The sequence below is a fragment of the Bradyrhizobium sp. WSM2254 genome (assembly GCF_000472645.1).
Classification (GTDB): domain Bacteria; phylum Pseudomonadota; class Alphaproteobacteria; order Rhizobiales; family Xanthobacteraceae; genus Bradyrhizobium; species Bradyrhizobium niftali.
The window spans coordinates 83,017-105,189 of the sequence record NZ_AXAB01000014.1; the positions used below are offsets into that span (position 1 = coordinate 83,017).

Here is a 22,173-nt window from a genome sequence, read left to right on the forward strand (position 1 = left end):
GGGCGATCCAGTATTCCAGAGACGTTAGTGGGATACGGAGGGGCCGCGGCGTACTGGATTCCCCGCCTTCGCGGGGAATGACAGTGGTGGGTAAGGCAGCACTGTCGTGCTCCTCACGAGGCGACGCTAATGCCCGTGCCCATGCTCCGGCAACGTCACCCCGAACACCTTCACCAGATCCTTCACCTGCTCCGGCGACAAATAGCGCGGGTTCATCCCGCGCAGCAGCAGGTACAGCTTCGCCGTCTCCTCCAGTTCCTCGGTCGCGAACACGGCAGCCTCCAGCGTATCGCCGGCAACCACCGGGCCGTGATTGGCGAGCAGCACGGATGAATATTTCCCCGCCAGCCCCTTGATCGCATCCGCCACCGCAGGATCGCCGGGGCGGTAATAGGGCACGAGCGCGGTCGCGCCGCATTTCATCAGATAATAGGCCGTCATCGGCGGCAGCGCGGCGCGCGGGTCGATCTCGGGCAGCATCGACAGCGCGACAGAATGCGTCGAGTGCAGGTGCACGATCGCGCGTGCACTGCCGCGGGTGTCGTAGAGCGCGGTGTGCAGCGGAACTTCCTTGGTCGGCGCATCGCCCGAGATCGGCCGGCCCTGGCTATCCAGCCGCGACAGCCGCGCCGGGTCGAGGAAGCCGAGCGAGGCATTGGTCGGCGTCACCAGCCAGCCGCCATCGTCAAGCTTGACGCTGATATTGCCGGACGAGCCCGGCGTCAGTCCGCGCTCGAACAGGGACCGTCCGAAGCGACAGATATCCTCACGCAGCCTTGTCTCGTTGCTCATGGCGGTCATGACCGCTTGTCTCACGCTTTGGCAGCGCGGCCAAGCCGTGTTATCGGTTCGCCGAGCCGCCGCAAGGGCCGGCTATCCGGGAAACGTTTCGCAAGGGTCAGTTGCATGTCCGCCTCCACGTCACAAAATCAGCGTATCGCCGTCATCGGGCTCGGCTCGATGGGATTTGGCATGGCGACCTCGCTGAAGCGCGCCGGCCACGCCGTCACCGGCTGCGACGTCTCGGCCGATGCGGTGGCGCGCTTCGTGAAGGACGGCGGCGCGGGCGCCGGGACGCCGGCCGAGGCGGCCAAGGACGCCGATATCGTCGTCAGCGTCGTCGTCAATGCAGCGCAGACCGAGACGATCCTGTTCGGCAAGGACGGCGTCGCCGAAACCATGCCCAAGGACGGCGTCTTCCTGTCGTCGGCCACCATGGATCCCGACGTCGCGCGGCGCCTGGCCAAGCAACTCGAGGCGACCGGCCGGCATTATCTGGATGCGCCGATCTCCGGCGGAGCGCAGCGCGCCGCGCAAGGCGAACTGACGATCCTCGCCTCCGGCAGCCCGGCTGCCTTCGCAAAGGCGCGGCCGGCGCTCGACGCCATGGCCGCAAAGCTCTACGAGCTTGGCGATGCCGCCGGGCAGGGCGCCGCCTTCAAGATGATCAACCAGTTGCTGGCCGGCGTGCACATCGCCGCCGCCAGCGAAGCGATGGCCTTCGCGGCAAAGCAGGGCCTCGACATCCGCAAGGTCTATGAGGTGATCACGGCCTCTGCCGGCAATTCCTGGATGTTCGAGAACCGCATGCCGCATGTGCTCGACGGCGACTATACGCCGCGCAGCGCGGTCGAGATCTTCGTCAAGGACCTCGGCATCATCCAGGACATGGCGCGCAGCGCCAGATTCCCGGTGCCAGTCTCCGCGGCCGCGCTCCAGATGTTCTTGATGACGGCTGCCGCCGGCATGGGCCGCGATGACGACGCCTCGGTCGCGCGCATGTATGCGCAGGTCACCGGCGTGAAGCTTCCCGGCGACAAGTAAGGACAAGAGGATTCCAATGCCCCGTTTCGCCGCCAATCTCTCGATGATGTTCACCGAGGTGCCGTTCCTCGATCGCTTCGATGCTGCCGCGCAAGCCGGCTTCACCGCCGTCGAGTTTCTCTTTCCCTACGAGCATCCGGCCGAGGCGGTCGGCGAGCGGCTCAAGCGCAACGGCCTCACCCAGGCGCTGTTCAACCTGCCGCCCGGCGACTGGAATGCGGGCGAGAAGGGTTTTGCCGCGCTCCCGGCCCGCTTCGCCGATCTCAAGGCGAGCCTCGAGACCGCGCTGCCTTACGCCAAGGCCACCGGCGTCAAGCGCCTGCACCTGATGGCCGGCCTTGCCAACCGCGGCGAGCGCGTCGCGATCGAGGCGTTCTACAAGTCGGTGGCGTGGGCGGCGGAGTTCTTTGCACCGCACGGCATCGACATCGTGCTCGAGCCGATCAATGCCCGCAACGTGCCCGGCTACTTCCTCAACGATTTCGGCTTCGCGCGCGACCTGATCCAGGAGTTGCGGCTTCCGAACCTGAAGCTCCAGTTCGACATCTATCACTGCCAGATCATCCATGGCGACGTCACCATGCGGCTGCGCGAGATGATGCCGATCATCGGCCACATCCAGATCGCCAGCATCCCCTCGCGCAACGAGCCCGATGGCGAGGAGCTGAACTATCCCTTCCTGTTCGAAGAGCTCGACCGGCTCGGCTATGCCGGCTTCGTCGGCTGCGAATACAATCCGCGCGGCAAGACCATCGACGGCCTTGCCTGGTTCAAGCCCTATGCGGGAGTGAAGCCGTGACTCTTGCACTGGGTTGCATCGCTGACGACTACACCGGCGCCTCCGATCTTGCCAACACGCTGACGCGTGCGGGCCTGCGCACCGTGCAGACCATCGGCATACCTGCCGATGATCTGGCGCTGCCCGAGGTCGACGCTGTCGTCGTGTCCTTGAAGAGCCGCTCGATCGAAGCAGGCATCGCTGTATCGCGCTCGCGCGCGGCGGAGACATGGCTGCGCGGCCGCGGCGCGCGCCATGTGCTGTTCAAGATCTGCTCGACCTTCGATTCCACCGACGCCGGAAATATCGGTCCGGTGATGGACGCGTTGCGCGACGATTGTGGCGAGGGCATCGTTCTGGTGACGCCGGCCTTCCCGGAGACCGGCCGCACCGTCTACCAGGGCAACCTGTTCGTCGGCGCGGTGCCGCTGAACGAGAGCCCGCTCAAGGACCATCCGCTCAACCCGATGCACGATTCCAGCCTGGTGCGCGTGCTGGCGCGCCAGAGCAGGACACAAATCGGCCTCGTCGATCTCGCCACCGTCACGCGCGGCGCGGATGCCGTACGGGCACGGCTGGCCGAACTCGCGGGCAAGGGCATTGGCGCTGCGATCATCGACGCCGTCTTCGATCGCGATCTCGAAACCATCGGCCTCGTGGCCGCCGAACATCGGCTGTCGGTCGGCGCCTCCGGCATCGGCCTTGGACTGGCGCGGGCGCTGGTGTCGACCGGCAAGGTCAAGTCGAATGCGGCAGGCAGCGAATCCGGAGCTGCCGTTGGTGGACCGGCGGCGTGTCTTGCCGGCAGCTGCTCGCAGGCCACGCTCAAGCAGATCGCCAGCGCTGAACAGGTCATGCCGGTGTTTCATCTCGATCCGGACCGTATTCTTACGGGAGCGGACGAAGCACAGCGTGCGCTGGACTGGGCAAGGCCGCGACTGGCCGAGGGTCCGGTGCTGATCGCATCGAGCTCGACACCGGATCAGGTCTCAGCGCTTCAGGCACGTCACGGCCGTGACGCGGCCGGACATGCCATCGAGCAGGCGATGGCCGACATCGCCGAAAGCCTCGTGAAATCAGGCGTGCGACGATTGGTCGTTGCCGGCGGCGAGACGTCCGGCGCCGTGGTCGATCGGTTGAAGATTCCCGGATTTCTCGTCGGGGTGGAGATCGCTGCGGGCGTTCCGGTGCTGCGCGCGGTCGGCGCCGGGGGCGACATGCTGCTCGCGCTGAAGTCCGGCAATTTCGGCGGCCCGGAGTTTTTCTCCGATGCGCTTAGGCTCATGCGCTGAGCGCAGAGCGTTCTTAGCTGCCTGTTCATCTCTTTCAGGCTCCGTACTCGTACGGAGTCGTAGTTAACATCTGCTCAGTCGCTCTGTTGTCTGATGTCGGCGTCGCTCCCTTTGGTTGATTCTTTTCACCTCCCGGACGCGCGCCCGCGCCAGCATAAAGAGACCCGACTATGTTCGCCAAGATTTCCATCCGCGCCAAGATCATCAGTGTCGTGGCGTTCCTGCTGGTCGCGATGACCGGCATGGGCCTGCTCGCGGTCATGAAGATGCGGTCGATGAACGCGAACACCACCGACATCACCACGAGCTGGATGCCCAGCGTGCGGGTGCTCGGCGAGATCCGGGCCAGCGTCATCACCTACCGCAACGTGGTACGCCAGCACATGCTGTCCGAGACCCTTGAGGAGAAGCTGGCCAACGAAAAGACGGCCAGCACCGTCATCGAGGCGCTCGCCAAGTCCCGCAAGGCCTACGAGCCGATGGTCACCTCTCCCGAGGAGCGGAAGCTGTACAACGAATGGGCCAAGCTTTGGGACGACTATAAGAAGGGCACCGAAGAGGTTTTCGCGTTGTCGCGCAAGGAGGCCGGCAAGGTCCCGCACGAAGCGCAGGAGCTGAACACCAAGACCGTCAACAAGATCGGTCTTGCGTCGGATGAGGTCCTGACCAGGGACATCGAGCTCAACACCAAGGGCGGCGACCAGGCGGCTCAGGATGCAGCCGACAGCTACCTCTTCGCCTTCATGCTCGTTTCGATCATTCTTGGTGTGGCGGTCGTGGTCGGAATCGGCGTCGGCTTCTATCTCGTCCACGACGTCTCCAGCGGCATCGCCTCGATCGTCGAGCCGATGCAGGCGCTGGGCAAGGGCGACCTCTCCGCCGAAGTCCCGCATCGCGGCGAGAAGACCGAGATCGGTGCCATGGCCGACGTGCTCCAGGTCTTCAAGGAAGCGCTGATTGCCAAGAAGGCCGCCGACGAAGCCGCAGCGGCCGACGCCGAAGCCAAGATCGAGCGCGGCCGCCGCGTCGACAACATCACCCACGAATTCGAAACGATGATCGGCGAGATCGTCCAGACCGTGTCATCGGCCTCGACCCAGCTCGAAGCTTCCGCCTCGACGCTGACCTCGACCGCCGACCGCTCCCAGCGGCTCGCGACCACCGTTGCCGGAGCTTCGGAAGAAGCCTCGACCAACGTGCAGTCGGTGGCTTCGGCGACCGAGGAGATGGCCTCCTCGGTCGGCGAGATCAGCCGTCAGGTGCAGGAATCGGCGCGGATGGCCGGCGACGCCGTCGGCCAGGCCCGTGCCACCACCGAGCGCGTCAGCGAGCTCTCCAAGGCGGCTTCCCGCATCGGCGACGTCGTCGAGCTGATCAACACCATCGCCGGCCAGACCAACCTGCTGGCGCTGAACGCCACCATCGAGGCGGCGCGCGCGGGCGAAGCCGGCCGCGGCTTCGCCGTGGTCGCCTCCGAGGTGAAGGCGCTCGCCGAGCAGACTGCGAAGGCGACCGGCGAAATCGGCCAGCAGATTTCCGGCATCCAGGCGGCGACCAACGATTCGGTCGGAGCGATCAAGGAAATCTCCTCGACCATCGAGCGTCTGTCGGAGATCTCGTCGGCAATCGCGGCGGCCGTGGAAGAGCAGGGCGCGGCGACCCAGGAGATCGCCCGCAACGTGCAGCAGGCGGCGCAGGGCACCCAGCAGGTCTCCTCCAACATCGCCGACGTTCAGCGCGGTGCGACCGAGACCGGCACCGCCTCCTCGCAGGTGCTGTCGGCCGCGCAGATGCTGTCGAACGACTCGAGCCGGCTCAAGACCGAGGTCGGCAAGTTCCTGACCAACGTTCGCGCCGCGTAAGTCAAGTTACAGCTAACTCCGTCATCCCCGCGCAACGGCGAAGCCGTTGTCGCTGGAGGTGTGATCCCTGGTGCGCACTTGCGCACCAGGGTGAGCCTCGAAGGATGAGCGGCCCCGATGCAGCCGGGCCGTCGCCCTTCGAGGGCCGCTGAAGAAGCGGCCACCTCAGGGTGACGGTGACGCAGGTTATGCGGCGTCCTTCGTTCATCTTCGCATAGCTGCGATGCTTATTCCGCAGCGCGGTAGCACGGAAGTGAAGAGCACGCTGTCGCTTGGCATTGGCGCTGTCGGCGGTGCTCGGGTAAACGGGAAAGAGGATCCCCGTCGGGGCGGATTCCGTATCCCTGCTTGACCTGGAATTGCCTGGCGCATGATTGCTCTGGTCCGTATTGCCCTGAGCCGACCCTATACGTTTGTCGTGCTCGCGCTCCTGCTCCTGATCATCGGACCGCTGGCAGCGCTGCGGACGCCGACCGACATCTTCCCCGACATCCGCATTCCCGTGATCGGCGTGGTCTGGCAGTACACCGGCCTGCCGCCCGACCAGATGTCCGGCCGCATCACGACGCCGTTCCAGCGCGCACTGACGACGACGGTCAACGACATCGAGCACATCACGGCCAATTCCTATAACGGCTTTGGCATCATCAAGATCTTCTTCCAGCCGAACGTCGACATCCGCACCGCCAACGCGCAGGTCACGGCGATCTCGCAGACGTTGCTCAAGCAGATGCCGCCGGGCGCGACGCCGCCCTTGATCCTGAACTACTCGGCCTCGACCGTGCCGATCATCCAGGTGGCGCTGTCGGGCGACGGGCTGACCGAGCAGAACCTCGCCGACATCGGCATCAACCAGCTCCGCACGCCGCTGGTCACGGTGCCGGGGGCCGCGATCCCGTATCCGTTCGGCGGCAAGCAGCGCCAGGTCCAGATCGATCTCGACCCGACCGCGCTCCAGGCCCGCGGCCTGTCCGGCCAGGACGTCGCCAATGCGCTGGCCGCGCAGAACCTGATCACGCCGGTCGGCACCCAGAAGATCGGCACCTTCGAGTACAACATCCAGCTCAACAACTCGCCGCTGAAGATCGACGAGCTCGGCAATCTGCCGATCAAGACCGTCAACGGCGCGATGGTCTATGTGCGCGATGTCGCGACCGTCCGCGACGGCAATCCGCCGCAGACCAACATCGTCCATGTCGACGGCAACCGCTCCGTGCTGATGATGGTGCTGAAGGCGGGCGCGACCTCGACGCTCGATATCATCGCCGGCATCAAGCAGAAGGTGATCGAGGTCAAGGACCAGCTCCCGGACGCGCTCAAGATCGGCTTTATCGGCGACCAGTCGGTGTTCGTTCGCGGCGCGATTCAAGGCGTCGCCTTCGAGGGCGTGATCGCGGCGCTGCTCACCAGCGTCATGATCCTGCTGTTCCTCGGCAGCTGGCGCTCGACCATCATCATCGCGGTCTCGATCCCGCTGTCGGTGCTGGGCGCCATCATCATGCTGTCGGCGATCGGGGAGACGCTGAACATCATGACGCTCGGCGGTCTCGCGCTCGCCGTCGGCATCCTCGTCGACGACGCCACCGTGACCATCGAGAACATCAACTACCATCTGGAGCAGGGCAAGCCGGTCGAGCAGTCGATCCTCGACGGCGCCAACCAGATCGTCACGCCGGCCTTCGTCTCGCTGCTCTGCATCTGTATCGTGTTCGTGCCGATGTTCTTCCTCACCGGTGTCGCGCGCTTTCTGTTCGTGCCGATGGCCGAAGCCGTGATGTTCGCCATGATCTGGTCGTTCATCCTGTCGCGCACGCTGGTGCCGACCATGGCGAACTACCTCTTGCAGGCCCATGTCCATCACGAGGGCGAACCGCCGAAGTCGCGCAATCCGCTGGTCTGGTTCCAGCGGGGCTTCGAGGCGCGGTTCGAGCGCATCCGCAGCTTCTATCGCGGCCTGCTCGGCATGGCGCTGGCGCATCGCGCGGTGTTCGTGATCGGCTTCCTCTGCGTCGTCGGTGCGTCTTTTGCGCTGGTGCCGTTTCTCGGGCGCAACTTCTTCCCCGCGGTCGATGCCGGCAACATCCTGATGCACGTCCGAACCCAGGTCGGCACCCGCGTCGAGGAGACCGCGAACCAGCTCGCCGATGTCCAGAAGGCGATCCGCAAGCTGATCCCGGGCGAGATCGAGACCCTGACCGACAACATCGGCATGCCGATCTCCGGCATCAACATGACCTACAACAACACCGGCGTCATCGGTCCGCAGGACGGCGACATCCAGATCAAGCTCAGGGAAGGCCACAAGCCGACCGAAGAGCATGTGCGCGTGTTGCGCGAGCAGCTGCCGCGGCTGTTTCCCGGCGTCAGCTTCGCATTCCTGCCGGCCGATATCGTCAGCCAGATCCTGAACTTCGGCGCGCCCGCGCCGATCGACCTTCAAATTCGCGGCGCCAATGTCAGCGCCAACTTCGCTTACGCCAACAATCTGCTGGCCAAGGTCCGCAAGATCCCCGGCGTTGCCGATGCGCGCATCCAGCAATCGCCGAACAACCCGACCTTCAATATCGATGTCGACCGCACCCGTGCGCAATATGTCGGCCTGACCGAGCGCGACGTCACCAACAGTCTCGTGGTGAACCTCGCCGGTTCCTCACAGGTGGCGCCGACCTACTACCTCAATCCGGACAACGGCGTGTCCTACTCGATCGTGATGCAGACGCCGCAATACCAGATCGACTCGCTCAGCGCGCTGCAGACGCTGCCGATCACCGCCGCCGCCAATTCGCAGTCGCCGATCCTAGGCGGCATCGCCGACATCAAGCGCTCGACGTCGAGCGCGGTGGTGTCGCAATACGACATCCAGTCGATGGTGCAGATTTTTGCGACGACCTCGGGCCGCGATCTCGGCGCGGTTGCCGCCGACATCCGCCGGGTGATCGCCGACACCGCGAAGGAGGTGCCGAAGGGATCTTCCGTCGTGCTGCTCGGACAGGTGCAGACCATGAACAGCGCCTTCACCGGCCTGCTGTTCGGCCTGCTCGGCGCCGTCGTGCTGATCTACTTCCTGATCGTCGTGAACTTCCAGTCCTGGTCCGACCCGTTCGTGATCATCACGGCGCTGCCGGCCGCGCTCGCCGGCATCGTCTGGATGCTGTTCATGACGGAGACGACACTGTCGGTCCCGGCGCTCACCGGCGCGATCATGTGCATGGGCGTTGCCACCGCCAACAGCGTGCTCGTGATCTCCTTTGCGCGCGAGCGCTACGAGGAGCTCGGCGATCCCGTTGCGGCCGCGCTCGAAGCCGGCTTCGTCCGGTTCCGTCCCGTCCTGATGACCGCGCTCGCCATGATCATCGGCATGGCGCCGATGGCCCTGGGGCTCGGCGAGGGCGGTGAGCAGAATGCGCCGCTCGGCCGCGCCGTGATCGGCGGACTGATCTTTGCAACCTTTGCCACGCTGATGTTTGTTCCCGTGGTGTTCAGTATGGTACACAAGAAACAAGGCGCCAAAGCCGCCGCCCCTTTGGAGACTCCGCATGTCGCCCACTGAATCCCGCTCGCCGGTGTCGCACCGGAAACTGGGCATCTTCGGCGTGGTGGCGCTGATTGCGGCAGGCCTGGTCGTCGGCACCGGCATCCGCGCGCGCGAGGAGCAGGGCTCCAGGTTGAAGGAATGGACCGATGATCAGGCCGTTCCCAGCGTCGCCGTGACCCAGCCCAACGCCAAGGTGCTCAACGCCACCCTCGATCTGCCGGGCCGACTGGAAGCCTACTACCGTGCCCCGATCTTCGCGCGCGTGTCGGGTTACCTGAAGAGCTGGAGTGCCGACATCGGCGCTCGCGTCAAGGCCGGGCAGGTGATTGCCGAGATCGAGGCGCCCGACCTCGACCAGCAGCTCTTGCAGGCCCGTGCCGACCTCGCCAGCCAGCAGGCCAGCGCAAGGCTGTCGGAGGCCACGCTGAACCGCCGCAAGACGCTGGTCGCCTCCAATTTCGTCTCCGCGCAGGAAATCGATGAGCGCACCGCCGATCTTTCCAACAAGAACGCCGCGGTGCATTCGGGGCAGGCCAATGTCGAGCGGCTGGAAGCGCTCGCCGGCTACAAGAAGATCACCGTGCCGTTCGACGGCGTGGTCACGGCGCGCGATACCGACGTCGGTGCGCTGATCAATGCCGGCGGCGGCTCGGGCCCGGCGATGTTCGTGGTCTCGGACATCACCAAGCTGCGCGTCTATGTCAACGTGCCCCAGAATTACGTGCCAGCGATCAAGATCGGCGCCAAGGCCACCATCGCGCTGCCGGAGTATCCGAACCGGACCTTCCAGGCGACGGTGGAGGCCTCCTCGCAGGCCGTCGACGTCGCCTCGGGTACCACGCGCATGCAGCTTGGCCTGGACAATTCCTCAGGCGAGCTGATGCCCGGCGGCTATGCCAGCGTGAAGCTGAGCCTGCAGCGCGACTCCGCGCCGCTCAGCATTCCCGCCAGCGCGCTGATCTTCAACGGCAGCGGCCTGCGTGTCGCGACCGTCGGTGCGGACGACAAGGTGCTGTTCAAGACCGTGACCATCGCCCGCGATCTCGGCCGCGAGATCGAGCTCGCCTCAGGCATCGCAGCCGATGACCGCGTCATCACCGCCCCGCCGGACGGCCTGTCCGACGGCGATCAGGTCCGCGTCGTCGGTGCCGGCGCCAAGGGCAAGCCGGCCACCGCCTCGGAAAAGCAGGCGCCGAAGGGCTGAGGCGGCCCTGTAGGGTGGGCAAAGCGAAGCGTGCCCACCACGGCTAGTGATCGCAGAGAGAATGGTGGGCACGGCGCAAGAGCGCCTTTGCCCACCCTACGAAAGCTAAGCCATCCGCCACTGCGGTACGCCATCGTCGGCCATCGCGATCTCGCCAAGCGAGCCGACCGGCGTCCTGTCCATGTCGAGCAGATGCGCCAGCGTTGCCGTATCGCCCGCCGGTATCCGCGCCAGCGTGCGGCGGTCATCTTCCGTGCGCAGCATGACGACACCGTGCTCGACGTCGCCGCCGCGGCCATAGAGCACCGTAAAGCTCTCGACCTTGCCCTTGCCTGAGGCTTCCGCGACGAAGTCCGGCACCGCGCGCTTGTTGCGGTCGGCCTCGGCCTGCACGCTCGTCTCCTGCGCCAGCGCCGCGCGCGGAGGCGCCTTCGAAACCACCAGCGCATGATGCTTGGTGACGAAGCCGCCCTGGCCGTAGAGCAGGCCGAGCCTGGCGCCATCGCGCAGGCGCCGCACCATCGCGCAGGCCGCATGCGTCATGTAGGTGTTGAGCGGCGCGCCGAAGAAGGTGAGGCCGCCGGTCACGGTCGGCTGCACGTCGGCGGAAAGGCCCAGTGTCCGCCGCGCCATCTTGGGCACGCAGGGGAAGCAGCTATAGAGCTCGATCGCGTCGAAGTTTTTGCCGTCGCCGCCTGCGAGGTCCATCACGGCTTTCAACACCGCATTCTGCGGATGGCTCTCGTAGAACTGATCGCGCAGGAGATAGTCGCGCGGCTCTTCCGCCGAGGCGCCGCCGAGCGGATAGACCAGTCTGTCCTCGGCGATGCCGGCCGCGCGCGCCTTGGCAAGGCTGGTGAGCAGCAGTGCGCCGCCCATATTGACGCTGGGGTTGGCCACCATGAGCTTGTTGTAGGGCCAGGCGATGAGACGGTTGTCCGCGGTGGGCGTCGTGATCTCGTCCGGCGTATGGCGTCGCTTCAGCCAGGCGTTTGGATTTTGCGCGGCGGCTTCGGAATAGCGCGACCACAATGTCCCCGACTCCGCCATCGCCTCGCGCGGCGTCTGGCCCCAATGCGCGGAGGAGGCCGCCTCGTAGAACGGATAGACGGTGACGGGCCGGAACACGCCGAGCTTCACGGCCAAAGGCTTCTGGAACGCCGCGCCGCGTTTCGGCTCCTCGACATCATGCGCGAACGGCGTCCATGGCAGCTTTGCGCCTGCGCGCTCGGCCTTGGTCGCCGTCGACTGCGCTTCGGCGCCGCAGACCGCGGCGACGCTGCATTCCCCGCGCGCGATGCGCTTTGCCGCCTCGTGGATGTAGCGGATCGGACTCTCGCCGCCGACCGGGCCGTAATAGCAATGCGAAGGTGTGACGCCGAGCCGCTGCGCCAGCAGCTTCTCCGGATCGCGGTAGCGCCAGCTCAGGAAGTTGACGATGTCGAGCGATTGCACTTCGCCGAGCAGCTTTGCCCCGGCATCCTGCTCGGCACGCCGTAGCGCCTGTTCCAGTAGATCGAGCGGCTCGAGGCCAGCGGTGATCTCCTTGGGACGGTCGACGATCTCGCCGATGCCGACGATGACGGGGATGCGGTCTTCGGGGGTATTGGTATTGTCGGTCATGGCCTCAATTCACGATATCAGTTGCTTCGTCATTGCGAGCGAAGCGAAGCAATCCAGAATCTTTCCGCGGCGGCAGTCTGGATTGCTTCGCTACGCTCGCAATGACGATGTGGATGTTACTCCGCCACCAGCGCATTCAAGTGCTCGACGGCCTCGGCAAACTCTTCCTTGAACTCCTGCACCACGGCGCCCGCCGATTTCACGCTGTCGATCAGGCCGACGCCCTGACCGACAAAGTAGCTGACGAGATCGCGCGCCTTGGCGTTGCCGGCCGCCGCCGCGCGGTCGATCGCGTTGAAGGCGTCGCGGCTGACGATGCTTTGCAGCGGCATCGGCAGCGCACCGGGGCTTTCCGGCGCGCGGTCCCAGGCATCCGTCCAGACCGAGCGAAGCTGCCGCGCCGGCTTGCCGGTGCGTCCCTTCGACCGCACCGCGTCACGCGAGGACGCGGCGATCATCTTTTCGCGGAAGATTTCCGTGGTCTCGGCCTCGACGGTTGCGAGCCACACCGAGCCGGTCCAGGCGCCGGCTGCGCCCATCGCCATGCAGGCCGCCATCTGCCGTCCCGTCATGATGCCGCCGGCCGCCAGCACCGGCACGTCGCGGATCGGCTTGATCGCCTTGATCACCTCCGGCACCAGCACCATGGTCGATACCTCGCCGCAATGGCCGCCGGCCTCGGTGCCCTGGACCACGAGGATGTCGACGCCGGCCGCGACCTGGCGCAGCGCGTGCTCCTTGGCGCCGACGAGAGCTGCGACCGGCACGCCGTGCTTCTTGCCCATCTCGATCATCGCTTTCGGCGGCACGCCGAGCGCGTTGGCGATCAGCCGGATCGGATGATTGAACGAGACCTCGAGCAGCTGAAGCGCCGTCTTCCCGTCGAACGGCTGCGGCTGGTTGTCGGCCACGTCAGTGGTCGTCAGCTCGATGTCGTACTTCTTCAGGAGGTCGCGCGTGTAGTTGCGATGCTCTTGCGGCACGCGCGCTTCCAGGCTCTTCCAGGTGACGTCCTTCTCGCCCGCAGTCGAGATGTTTTCGGGGATCAGCACGTCGATGCCGTAAGGCTTGCCGTCGACGTGGTCGTCGATCCATTTCAGCTCGCGTTCGAGCGTATCAGGCGTGTGCACAGTGGCACCTAACACGCCGAAGCCGCCGGCGCGGCTGACGGCGGCGACGACGTCGCGGCAATGGCTGAAGGCGAGCAGCGGGAACTCGATGCCCAGCATGTCGCAGATCGGCGATTTCATGGCTCTCTCCCGGCGGCGGCCGTCGCGCTGCTGTTGTTGCCTTGCGTTCTTGTTGTCCTTGGCGAAGGCCGTGCGACGCTAACCCATCGTCGCCGGCGATGCCAAGCCGGATTTCGCCGCGCATCTTGTGTATAGGCGCCACGCCGCGCGAGGAGCCATTCCGTCGCGCAAAATAAGCAGAGCTGCGGCCGCGAAGGAGCCTCTTGCGCTTTGGCCGGCCTGAGAGAATGCTGGCGCACAACAACAGAAAACAACGAGGGAGCGCCAACCAATGTCGCCAGCGCAATCGAGTCCGGCCCAGGCCAGTGAAGCCTACGACGTGGTCGTCGTCGGCGCCGGCTTTGCCGGCATGTACATGCTGCATCGGCTGCGCGGGCTGGGCTTCTCGGCGCGCGTTTACGAGCAGGGCGGCGGGGTCGGCGGCACCTGGTACTGGAATCGCTATCCGGGCGCGCGCTGCGATGTCGAGAGCATGCAATATTCCTATTCGTTCTCGGAGGAGCTCCAGCAGGAATGGGACTGGAGCGAGCGCTACGCGCCGCAAGCTGAGATCCTGAAATACGCCAACCATGTCGCGGATCGTTTTGATCTGCGCCGCGACATCCAGTTCGACACGCGCGTCGAGCGCGCCGTCTTCGATGAGCAGGCCAACAGCTGGTCGGTGACGATTTCCGACGGAAAGACGGTCGAAGCGAAGTTTGTCGTGCTCGCCACCGGCTGCCTGTCCAACGCGCGCAAGCCCGACATCCAGGGTCTCGAAAACTTCAAGGGTCCCGTCTACCACACCGGCAACTGGCCGCACGAACCCGTGGATTTCGCCGGCTTGCGCGTCGGCCTCATCGGCACCGGTTCATCCGGCATCCAGTCGGCCCCCATCATTGCCGAGCAGGCAGGGCATCTCACCATCTTCCAGCGCACTGCGAATTTCTCGATTCCCGCCCGCAACGCCGCGTTGACCGACGAGGAACGCAATGCGTTCCGGAAGAACTATCCGGAGATCCGCCGCTTCGCCCGCGAGATCGCGCGTAACGGCATCTATGCCGAGCAGCCCGATCGCGGCGCCCTCGACGACAGTGAGGCTGCCAGGCGCGCGACATACAAGGCGCGTTGGGATCGTGGCGGGCTCACCTTCATGTACGCCTACAACAATCTCGGCCTGGATCTGGCCGCGAATGACACCGCCGCCAACTACGTGCGCGGCAAGATCACCGAGATCGTCAAGGACGCCACGACCGCGAGATTGCTCCAGCCGAACAGCCATCCGATCGGCACCAAGCGCATCTGCATCGACACGGACTACTTCGCGACCTTCAACCGGCCGAACGTCTCGCTGGTCGATATCAAGGCCAATCCGATCGAGGAGATCACCGCGAACGCGGTCCGTGTCGCTGGGACGGATCATGAGGTCGATGCGCTGGTGCTCGCGACCGGCTTCGACGCCATGACCGGATCGGTCGCCCGGATCGACATTCGCGGTCGCGGCGGGCGGACGCTGACCCAGAAATGGGCCGAGGGCCCCAAGACCTATCTCGGCCTGATGAGCGCAGGCTTTCCTAATCTCTTCATCATCACCGGGCCCGGCAGCCCGTCGGTGCTGTCGAACATGATCGTCTCGATCGAGCAGCATGTCGACTGGATCGCCGACTGCCTCGTCCACATGCGCCAGCAAGGCCTTGCCACGATGGAGGCGGGGGGAGAAGCGGAGGACAGGTGGGTCGCGCACGTCAACGAAGTTGCCCATGGCACGCTCTATCCGCAGGCCAATTCCTGGTACATGGGCGCCAACATCCCCGGCAAGCCGCGCATCTTCATGCCCTATATCGGCGGCGTCGGAGTCTATCGGCGGATCTGCGACGAGGTCGCGGCGAAGGGGTATGAGGGGTTTTTGCTAGGGCGTGCGGAGCAGGGGCTGACTGCGGCCGCGTCCTGAGCCTGGCACTTTCCGATCGTCATTCCGGGGCGTCGCGGAGCGACGAGGCCGGAATCCATTTCTCCGGGCATTCCCGGGGCCTGATGGATTCGGGCTTGCCCTCCGGGCGCCCCGGAATGACGGCGGGGAAGTGGCTTGCCATGACGAAACGTAGAGTTGCCCCGTCCGGCAATGCATTTCTGCACCCTTGCCATCGGCCGTTCGCGGGCTAATTAATGCAGACGCATCTTTCCGCCGGAGCCCCCGCATGACCGACGCCCCCGCCTACGTGCCGCCCAAAGTCTGGACCTGGAACAGGGAGAATGGCGGGCAGTTCGCCAGCATCAACCGCCCTATCGCCGGCCCCACCCACGACAAGGAGCTGCCGGTCGGCCGCCATCCGCTCCAGCTCTATTCGCTGGCGACGCCGAACGGGGTGAAGGTCACGGTGATGCTGGAGGAGCTTCTGGCGCTCGGCCACAAGGGGGCCGAATACGACGCCTGGCTGATCAGGATCGGCAATGGCGACCAGTTCGGCAGCGGCTTCGTCGACATCAACCCGAACTCGAAGATCCCGGCGCTGATGGACCGCTCCGGCCCTGAGCCTGTCAGGGTGTTCGAGTCCGGCTCGATCCTGTTCTATCTCGCCGAGAAGTTCGGCGCCTTCCTGCCGAAGGACGTCAAGACCCGCACCGAAGCGATGTCCTGGCTGTTCTGGCAGATGGGCAGCGCGCCGTATCTCGGCGGCGGCTTCGGCCATTTCTACGCCTACGCGCCGACCAAGATCGAATACGCCATCGACCGTTTCGCGATGGAGACCAAGCGCCAGCTCGACGTGCTCGACCGGCGCCTCGCCGACAACGAATATCTCGCTGGCAACGAATACACCATCGCCGACATCGCGGTGTGGCCCTGGTACGGTGCGCTCGCCAAGGGGCTGGTCTACGGCGCCGGCGAATTCCTCTCGGTGCAGGACTACAAGAACGTGCAGCGCTGGACCGACGAGATCGCCAGGCGTCCGGCCGTGAAGCGCGGCCGCATGGTCAACCGTGTCTCCGGCGATCCCGCCAGCCAGCTCCACGAGCGCCACGACGCCGGCGATTTCGAAACCAAGACGCAGGACAAGCTCGAGCCGGCGACGTAGGTGCGTAGGGTGGATCAGCCGAAGGCGTAATCCACCATCTCGTTGCAAGAATTCGGCGGATTACGCTTGCGCTAATCCGCCCTACGATTTCTTCGCTCCCTCCGCCGCCGGAAACACCACGCGGTCGTCGGTGCGGCAGTAGCGGTCGGCGAACATGCGGCCGATCGGGTGGTAGCGGTCCATGTGCACCCGCATCGCCTTGTCGTCCCAGAGTTCGTCGCGGATGTGGAAGTGGATGCCTTCGCCCATGATCAGCCGGCGATCGTCGTTGACGTCGATCAGTTTCCAGAGCTTGCACTCCATCGCCCAGGGCGTGTCGGCGAGCCGCGGCACCGCGATCCTCGTCGAGGGGGCGAGCTTCAGGCCGAGATAATCGGGCTCGCCGGTGTCGGGCGGAAAGTCGCCGCTGGACTCATGCATCGCCCGCGCCAGCGGCTCGTCGGCGATGTTGACCACGAATTCACCGGTTCGCTGAATGTTGAGGAACGTGTCCTTGTCCTGTCCGTTCGGCTTGCGGTTCGCCGCGAACATGCAGAGCGGCGGATCCTCGCAGAAGGCGTTGAAGAAGCTGAACGGTGCGGCGTTGACCACGCCGGTCGGTCCGATCGAGGTCACCCACGCGATCGGCCGAGGCAGGATGAAGGACGTCAGCACCTTGTAGCGCTCGCGTGGCGTGAGGTCGCTGGCGGCGTAGTCCATGAGGGCTCCTGGACGGAAGGCTCGCTTTCTACACCTCGCCCCGCTTCCGGGGAGAGGTCGAATTCGATCGTAGATCGAATTCGGGTGAGGGGGAGTCTTCGCGAGTCCAGCTGTCACCGTCCGTGCGGAGGCTCCCCCTCATCCCGACCTTCTCCCCGCAAGCGGGGAGAAGGAGAAGAGAACATCACGCCATGCTCAGCTCGTGCCGGCCGACGACCATCCAGTGCACCTCGTCCGGACCGTCGGCAAAGCGCAGGTGGCGCACGTCCTGGTACATCTCGGCGAGCGGGGTCCAGTGCGAGATGCCGGTGGCGCCGTGCATCTGGATGGCCTGGTCGATGATCTTGCAGGCGCGCTCGGGCACCATGGCCTTGACCATGGAGACCCAGACGCGGGCTTCCTTGTTGCCGAGCACGTCCATGGCCTTCGCCGCCTTCAGCACCATCAGCCGCATCGCCTCGATCTCGCAGCGCGCCTGCGCGATGATCTGCATGTTGCCGCCGAGATGAGCGATCTTCTTGCCGAAGGCTTCGCGGGTGAGGCCGCGCTGCACCATCAGGTCGAGCGCCTTCTCGGCCTTGCCGATGGTGCGCATGCAATGATGGATGCGCCCCGGTCCGAGGCGGAGCTGCGAGATCTCGAAGCCGCGGCCTTCGCCGAGCAGAATGTTCTCCTTCGGCACGCGCACGTTGTTGAAGCGCATATGCATGTGGCCGCGCGGGGCGTGGTCCTGACCGAACACGTACATGGGCCCGAGCACCTCGACGCCTGGCGTGTCGCGCGGCACCAGGATCTGCGACTGCTGCTTGCTCGGCGCCGCGTCCGGATTGGTCTTCACCATCACGATGAGGATCTTGCAGCGGGGATCGCCGAGGCCGGAGATGTAATATTTCTCGCCGTTGATGACCCATTCGTCGCCGACGAGCTTTGCCGTCGTCGAGATGTTCTTGGCGTCGGAGGAGGCGACGTTCGGCTCGGTCATGACATAGGCGGAGCGGATCTCGCCGTTCAGCAGCGGCTTCAGCCACTTCTCCTTCTGCTCCTTGGTGCCGACGCGCTCCAGCACCTCCATGTTGCCGGTGTCGGGCGCAGAGCAGTTCATGGTCTCGGAGGCCAGTGGGCTCTTGCCGAGCTCGGATGCGATATAGGCATAGTCGAGATTCTTCAGGCCCTGGCCGGTCTCGTCATCGGGCAGGAAGAAGTTCCAGAGGCCTTCCTTCTTGGCCTTGTTCTTGGCGACCTCGAGCACCTCGAGCTGCTTCGGCGTGAAGCTCCAGCGGTCTTCCTTGCTCTCTCCGGCCTTGGCGAACTCGATCGACATCGGCTCGACGGTGTCGCGAATGAACTTCCTGACGTGATCGTACAGCGGCCGGACCTGGTCCGACATCCTGAGGTCGTTGAGCTCGTCGCCGGGGTTGAGGGTGTAGTTGGTGGTGCGGGGAATGTAGGTGTGTTTTGTCATTGTTCCTCCCGGTTCACTGAAGCGTACTGGCCGCAAGAATAGTCGCAGCGCGGCCAAAGCGCGAGCACGCATTTTTCACGCGAGCCATGCCACGCAATGGAATATCGCGAGGGCGTTTGAAATGTTGTTTGAAGGGGCGCGCTGGGCACGCCGCGCCACACTCTCCGCCGTCATCGCCCGCGCAGGCGGGCGATCCAGTATTCCGAGACGGCAGTGATTGAACCGAGAAGTTGCGGCGTACTGGATTCCCCGCCTGCCGCCTACGCTAAAGCTTCGGCGTCCCTGGACCGCAACCTCGGCGAAGCCTTGGCGTAGCCGGGTCGCGGGGAATGACAGCATCATGAGCGATCAGCTCGGCATCCGATGCATCGCGCAGATCTTGTTGCCGTCGAGGTCGCGCAAGTACGCGAGATAAAGCTTGTTCCCCGCGCCCTCGCGGATGCCGGGCGGATTCTCGATCGGCTTTCCGCCGGCGGCGATGCCGGCGGCGTGCCACTTGTCGACCTGCTCAGGCGAGTTGGCGGCAAAGCCGATGGTGCCGCCGTTCGCACAGGTCGCCGGTTCGCCGTTGATCGGCTTCGTCACCGAGAACACGCCGGTCTTGGTGATGTAGAAGATGCGGTGGCCGTCGACCCGTGCAGGCCGCACCTCGAGCGTGCTCAGCAGGCTGTCGTAGAAAGCCTTCGCCTTGTCGAGATCGTTGGTGCCGATCATGATGTGTGAAAACATTTGCCCTGTCCCCTCTGCGCTCACAAAATGAGAAGCCGTAGGGTGGGCAAAGCGCAGCGTGCCCACCACGACCTTCGAAAGTATTTCTGGTGGGCACGGCGCAAGAGCGCCTTTGCCCACCCTACCAGATATCAAAACGCCGTATAGCCGCCGTCGATCACGAACGTGTCCGCGGTGTGATAGGACGAGGCCTTGCTCATCAGATACACGGCGATGCCGCCGAAATCGCTAGCCTCGCCGAAGCGGCGCTGCGGAATGCGCGGCATCACATTGGCGACGAACTTGTCGTTGGCCATGAGCCCTGCGGTCATGTCGCTCTTGATCCAGCCGGGCAGGATGGCGTTTGCGGTGACGCCGTGGCGCGCCAGCTCCACGCCGAGCGCGCGCACCAGCGCGTTGATGGCAGCCTTGGTCGCGGCATAGTGCTCGTTGCGCGCGGTGCCGAAGATCGAGGCGAGGCTCGAGGTCGCCACCAGCCGGCCGAAGGGATCGCCGGCATTGGCGCGGTCGGTCATGTGTCTGGCGGCCGCCTGGAACGCGTGGAACACGCCGTCGAGATTGGTCGCAAACATCGTGCGCCATTCCTCCTCGGTGCGCTCGATGAAGGAGCGTCGGCCGCCGCCGCCGATGCCGGCATTGGCGAAGCAGCCGTCGACCCGGCCGAAGGTGTCGAGCGTGTCCTTCATCGCGGCATCGACCGAGGCCGGATCGGTGACGTCGCACACGCGGCTATCCACCTTGCCGGCAAGGCCCGCCAGGCTCGCGGCAGCGCTGTTGTTCTTGTCAGGATTGCGGCCCCAGATCGACACGTTGCAGCCCTGGCCGGCCAGTGCCTGCGCGATGCCGAGCCCGATGCCGCCATTGCCGCCGGTGATCACGGCGACGCGGCCGGAGAGGTCGAAAAGGTTCATGGCGCGTTTCCCGTTTTGGCAAGACTTCCTGGCATGATGCGCATCAGCCGCTGCGCGCAAGATTGCTTGCCATGCTCTGATCACCATGGACAAGAGCGCGCCAAAAATCAAATATGCGACCCGGCAAAACTAATTCCGGTCTGCGAAACTGACGCAGGCCGCAACTGACGAGGAAACCATGCAGTTCAAACACGTCACACTCGATTTCGATGGTTCGGTTGCGATCCTCAAGCTCGACCATCAGGAGGTGATGAACGCGGTCTCCATGGACATGCTGAGCGGCCTCGCCGACGCGCTCGATGCGATCGAAGAGAAGAAGGACGAGGTGCGCTGCGTCGTGCTGACCGGCGCGGGGCGGGCGTTCTGCACCGGCGCCAATCTTCAGGGCCGCAACAACCAGTCGAAGAAGACCAAGGCCGGCCTGACGCTGGAGATCGGCTTTCACCCGTTCCTGCGCCGCATCCGCAATCTGCACTGTCCTATTGTCACCGCGGTCAACGGCCCGGCGGCGGGCGCCGGCATGAGCTTCGCGCTGCTCGGCGACATGATCCTGTGCGCGCGCTCGTCCTATTTCCTCCAGGCGTTCCGCCGCATCGGCCTCGTGCCGGATTGCGGCTCGACCTGGCTGCTGCCGCGCCTCGTCGGTCGGGCCCGCTCGATCGAACTGTCGCTGATGGGCGAGCGGCTCCCGGCCGAGAAGGCGCTGGAATGGGGCCTCGTCAACCGCGTCTACGATGACGGCGTGCTGATGGAGGAGGCGATGAAGCTTGCGCGTGATCTCGCGAGCGGCCCGACGGTTGCGCTGTCGCTGATCCGCAAGCTCTACTGGGATAGTCCGGAGAATTCCTTCGAGGATCAGCTCAATCTCGAATTCCAGTGCCAGCTTCGCGCCGGCGACACGCAGGATTTTCGCGAGGGCGTCGGCGCGTTCCTTGAGAAGCGCCCCGCGCAGTTCAAAGGCAAATGATCGAGGCGGCGCTTTCCCGCAGCGTCACGCGCTGGTGCGAGGGGGCGACCGGCGTCACCGGCGCGGCAAAGCTGTCCGGTGGTGCCAGCCAGGAGACCTGGCGCTTCGACATCGTGCATCCCAAGGGGCCGATCGGTGCGATCCTGCGCCGCTCGCCGAAGGGTTATGGCGCCGCTCCAACGCGCGCGGCGGGGCTCGGCGCTGAAGCGCAACTGATGCAGCTCGCCTATGAAGCCGGCGTGCCGTCGCCGCGCGTGATGCATGTCTTGACGGCCGAGGACGATCTCGGCACCGGCTTCATCATGCAGCGGGTCGAGGGCGAGACCATCGCGCGCAAGATCCTGCGCGACGACGAGTTTGCGGCGGCGCGGCCGCATCTCGCGCGGCAAATCGGCGGCGTGCTTGCGGGCCTGCACAGGCTGCCGCTGGACAAGCTGCCCGAGTTGCGGCGCATGACCGCGGCGAAGGAGATCGGCGAGTTCGAGCGCGACTATCGCAGTCTGAACTGGCCCAAGCCCGTGTTCGAGCTGGCATTGCGCTGGCTGCGCGACAACGATCCCGGCCCCTCCGCCGAGGAGACGCTGGTGCATGGCGATTTCCGCAACGGCAATCTCATCATCGGTGCCGACGGCGTCCGCGCCGTGCTCGACTGGGAGCTTGCGCATCTCGGCGATCCCATGGAGGATCTCGGCTGGGTCTGCGTCAATTCCTGGCGTTTCGGCGAGATCGACAAGCCCGTCGGCGGTTTTGGCACGCGCGAGGAGCTGTTCGCAGGCTATGAGGCGGCGGGCCGAAAAGTCGATCCGGCGCGCGTAAAATTCTGGGAAGTGATGGGCACGCTGCGCTGGGGCATCATGTGCGGCGGCATGATGCAGCGGTTTCGCGAGGGCCCGGACCATTCCATGGAGCGCGCCATGATCGGGCGCCGCGCCTCCGAGACCGAGATCGATCTGTTGCGGCTCTTGGCGCCGCGCGGGAGCTGAC

General features: G+C 65.2%; 17 protein-coding genes. 10 read left to right on the top strand and 7 right to left on the bottom strand.

Going from position 1 to position 22,173, the window contains the following annotated elements; all coding sequences use genetic code 11:
• Nucleotides 1-126: 126 nt before the first annotated feature.
• Nucleotides 127-801 carry an aldolase gene (locus tag A3M7_RS0111245; RefSeq protein WP_049823327.1) on the bottom strand — a complete coding sequence of 225 codons (675 nt, stop codon included), beginning with the start codon at nt 799-801 and terminating at the stop codon, nt 127-129.
• Between the two features lie 105 nt (nt 802-906).
• Here A3M7_RS0111245 and ltnD point away from each other — a divergent pair, with 105 nt between their 5' ends.
• The 6 genes from ltnD to A3M7_RS0111275 all read left to right on the top strand — a co-directional run bounded on the left by ltnD (nt 907) and on the right by A3M7_RS0111275 (nt 10,495).
• Entirely contained in the window at nt 907-1,824 is a 918-nt protein-coding gene (ltnD, locus tag A3M7_RS0111250) for an L-threonate dehydrogenase (protein ID WP_027544027.1), read from the top strand.
• A gap of 16 nt (nt 1,825-1,840) precedes the next feature.
• Nucleotides 1,841-2,623, top strand: coding sequence for a 2-oxo-tetronate isomerase (otnI, locus tag A3M7_RS0111255; protein WP_027544028.1), 783 nt, complete (start codon nt 1,841-1,843; stop codon nt 2,621-2,623).
• On the top strand, nt 2,620-3,894 hold the full coding sequence (gene otnK, locus A3M7_RS0111260) for a 3-oxo-tetronate kinase (protein ID WP_027544029.1): 1,275 nt from the start codon (nt 2,620-2,622) through the stop codon (nt 3,892-3,894). The genes otnI and otnK overlap by 4 nt, the downstream gene beginning before the upstream one ends.
• 170 nt (nt 3,895-4,064) lie before the next feature.
• Nucleotides 4,065-5,756, top strand: coding sequence for a methyl-accepting chemotaxis protein (locus A3M7_RS0111265; protein WP_027544030.1), 1,692 nt, complete (start codon nt 4,065-4,067; stop codon nt 5,754-5,756).
• Between the two features lie 370 nt (nt 5,757-6,126).
• Nucleotides 6,127-9,306: an efflux RND transporter permease subunit gene (locus A3M7_RS0111270; protein WP_027544031.1), complete on the top strand. Its 3,180-nt coding sequence runs from the start codon at nt 6,127-6,129 to the stop codon at nt 9,304-9,306.
• Nucleotides 9,293-10,495 (top strand): efflux RND transporter periplasmic adaptor subunit, encoded by a 1,203-nt coding sequence (locus A3M7_RS0111275; RefSeq protein ID WP_027544032.1) that lies wholly within the window; start codon nt 9,293-9,295, stop codon nt 10,493-10,495. The genes A3M7_RS0111270 and A3M7_RS0111275 overlap by 14 nt, the downstream gene beginning before the upstream one ends.
• Nucleotides 10,496-10,600: 105 nt before the next feature.
• Here the strand turns inward: A3M7_RS0111275 and A3M7_RS0111280 are convergent, their stop codons facing one another.
• A complete protein-coding gene (locus tag A3M7_RS0111280) occupies nt 10,601-12,118 on the bottom strand; it encodes an acetyl-CoA acetyltransferase (RefSeq protein ID WP_027544033.1) in 1,518 nt (505 codons plus the stop codon).
• A gap of 116 nt (nt 12,119-12,234) precedes the next feature.
• Nucleotides 12,235-13,368, bottom strand: coding sequence for a nitronate monooxygenase (locus A3M7_RS0111285; protein ID WP_027544034.1), 1,134 nt, complete (start codon nt 13,366-13,368; stop codon nt 12,235-12,237).
• Between the two features lie 271 nt (nt 13,369-13,639).
• Here A3M7_RS0111285 and A3M7_RS0111290 point away from each other — a divergent pair, with 271 nt between their 5' ends.
• A complete protein-coding gene (locus A3M7_RS0111290) occupies nt 13,640-15,298 on the top strand; it encodes an NAD(P)/FAD-dependent oxidoreductase (RefSeq protein WP_027544035.1) in 1,659 nt (552 codons plus the stop codon).
• Nucleotides 15,299-15,545: 247 nt separating this feature from the next.
• Nucleotides 15,546-16,421, top strand: coding sequence for a glutathione-dependent disulfide-bond oxidoreductase (yghU, locus tag A3M7_RS0111295; protein WP_027544036.1), 876 nt, complete (start codon nt 15,546-15,548; stop codon nt 16,419-16,421).
• A gap of 81 nt (nt 16,422-16,502) precedes the next feature.
• Here the strand turns inward: yghU and A3M7_RS0111300 are convergent, their stop codons facing one another.
• The 4 genes from A3M7_RS0111300 to A3M7_RS0111315 form a co-directional block, all read right to left on the bottom strand.
• Nucleotides 16,503-17,120, bottom strand: coding sequence for a flavin reductase family protein (locus A3M7_RS0111300; RefSeq protein ID WP_027544037.1), 618 nt, complete (start codon nt 17,118-17,120; stop codon nt 16,503-16,505).
• 184 nt (nt 17,121-17,304) lie between these two features.
• Entirely contained in the window at nt 17,305-18,582 is a 1,278-nt protein-coding gene (locus A3M7_RS0111305; RefSeq protein WP_027544038.1) for an acyl-CoA dehydrogenase family protein, read from the bottom strand.
• Between the two features lie 348 nt (nt 18,583-18,930).
• Nucleotides 18,931-19,311, bottom strand: coding sequence for a VOC family protein (locus A3M7_RS0111310; protein ID WP_027544039.1), 381 nt, complete (start codon nt 19,309-19,311; stop codon nt 18,931-18,933).
• A 131-nt stretch (nt 19,312-19,442) separates the two neighbouring features.
• On the bottom strand, nt 19,443-20,222 hold the full coding sequence (locus A3M7_RS0111315) for an SDR family NAD(P)-dependent oxidoreductase (protein WP_027544040.1): 780 nt from the start codon (nt 20,220-20,222) through the stop codon (nt 19,443-19,445).
• A 178-nt stretch (nt 20,223-20,400) separates the two neighbouring features.
• Between A3M7_RS0111315 and A3M7_RS0111320 the strand changes: the two genes are divergently transcribed.
• The gene (locus A3M7_RS0111320) at nt 20,401-21,189 is read left to right on the top strand and encodes an enoyl-CoA hydratase/isomerase (protein WP_027544041.1); all 789 of its coding nucleotides are present in this window, start codon (nt 20,401-20,403) and stop codon (nt 21,187-21,189) included.
• Nucleotides 21,186-22,172 carry a phosphotransferase family protein gene (locus A3M7_RS0111325; RefSeq protein ID WP_027544042.1) on the top strand — a complete coding sequence of 329 codons (987 nt, stop codon included), beginning with the start codon at nt 21,186-21,188 and terminating at the stop codon, nt 22,170-22,172. Before A3M7_RS0111320 ends, A3M7_RS0111325 begins: the two co-directional genes overlap by 4 nt.
• The last annotated feature ends 1 nt before the right edge of the window (nt 22,173 follow it).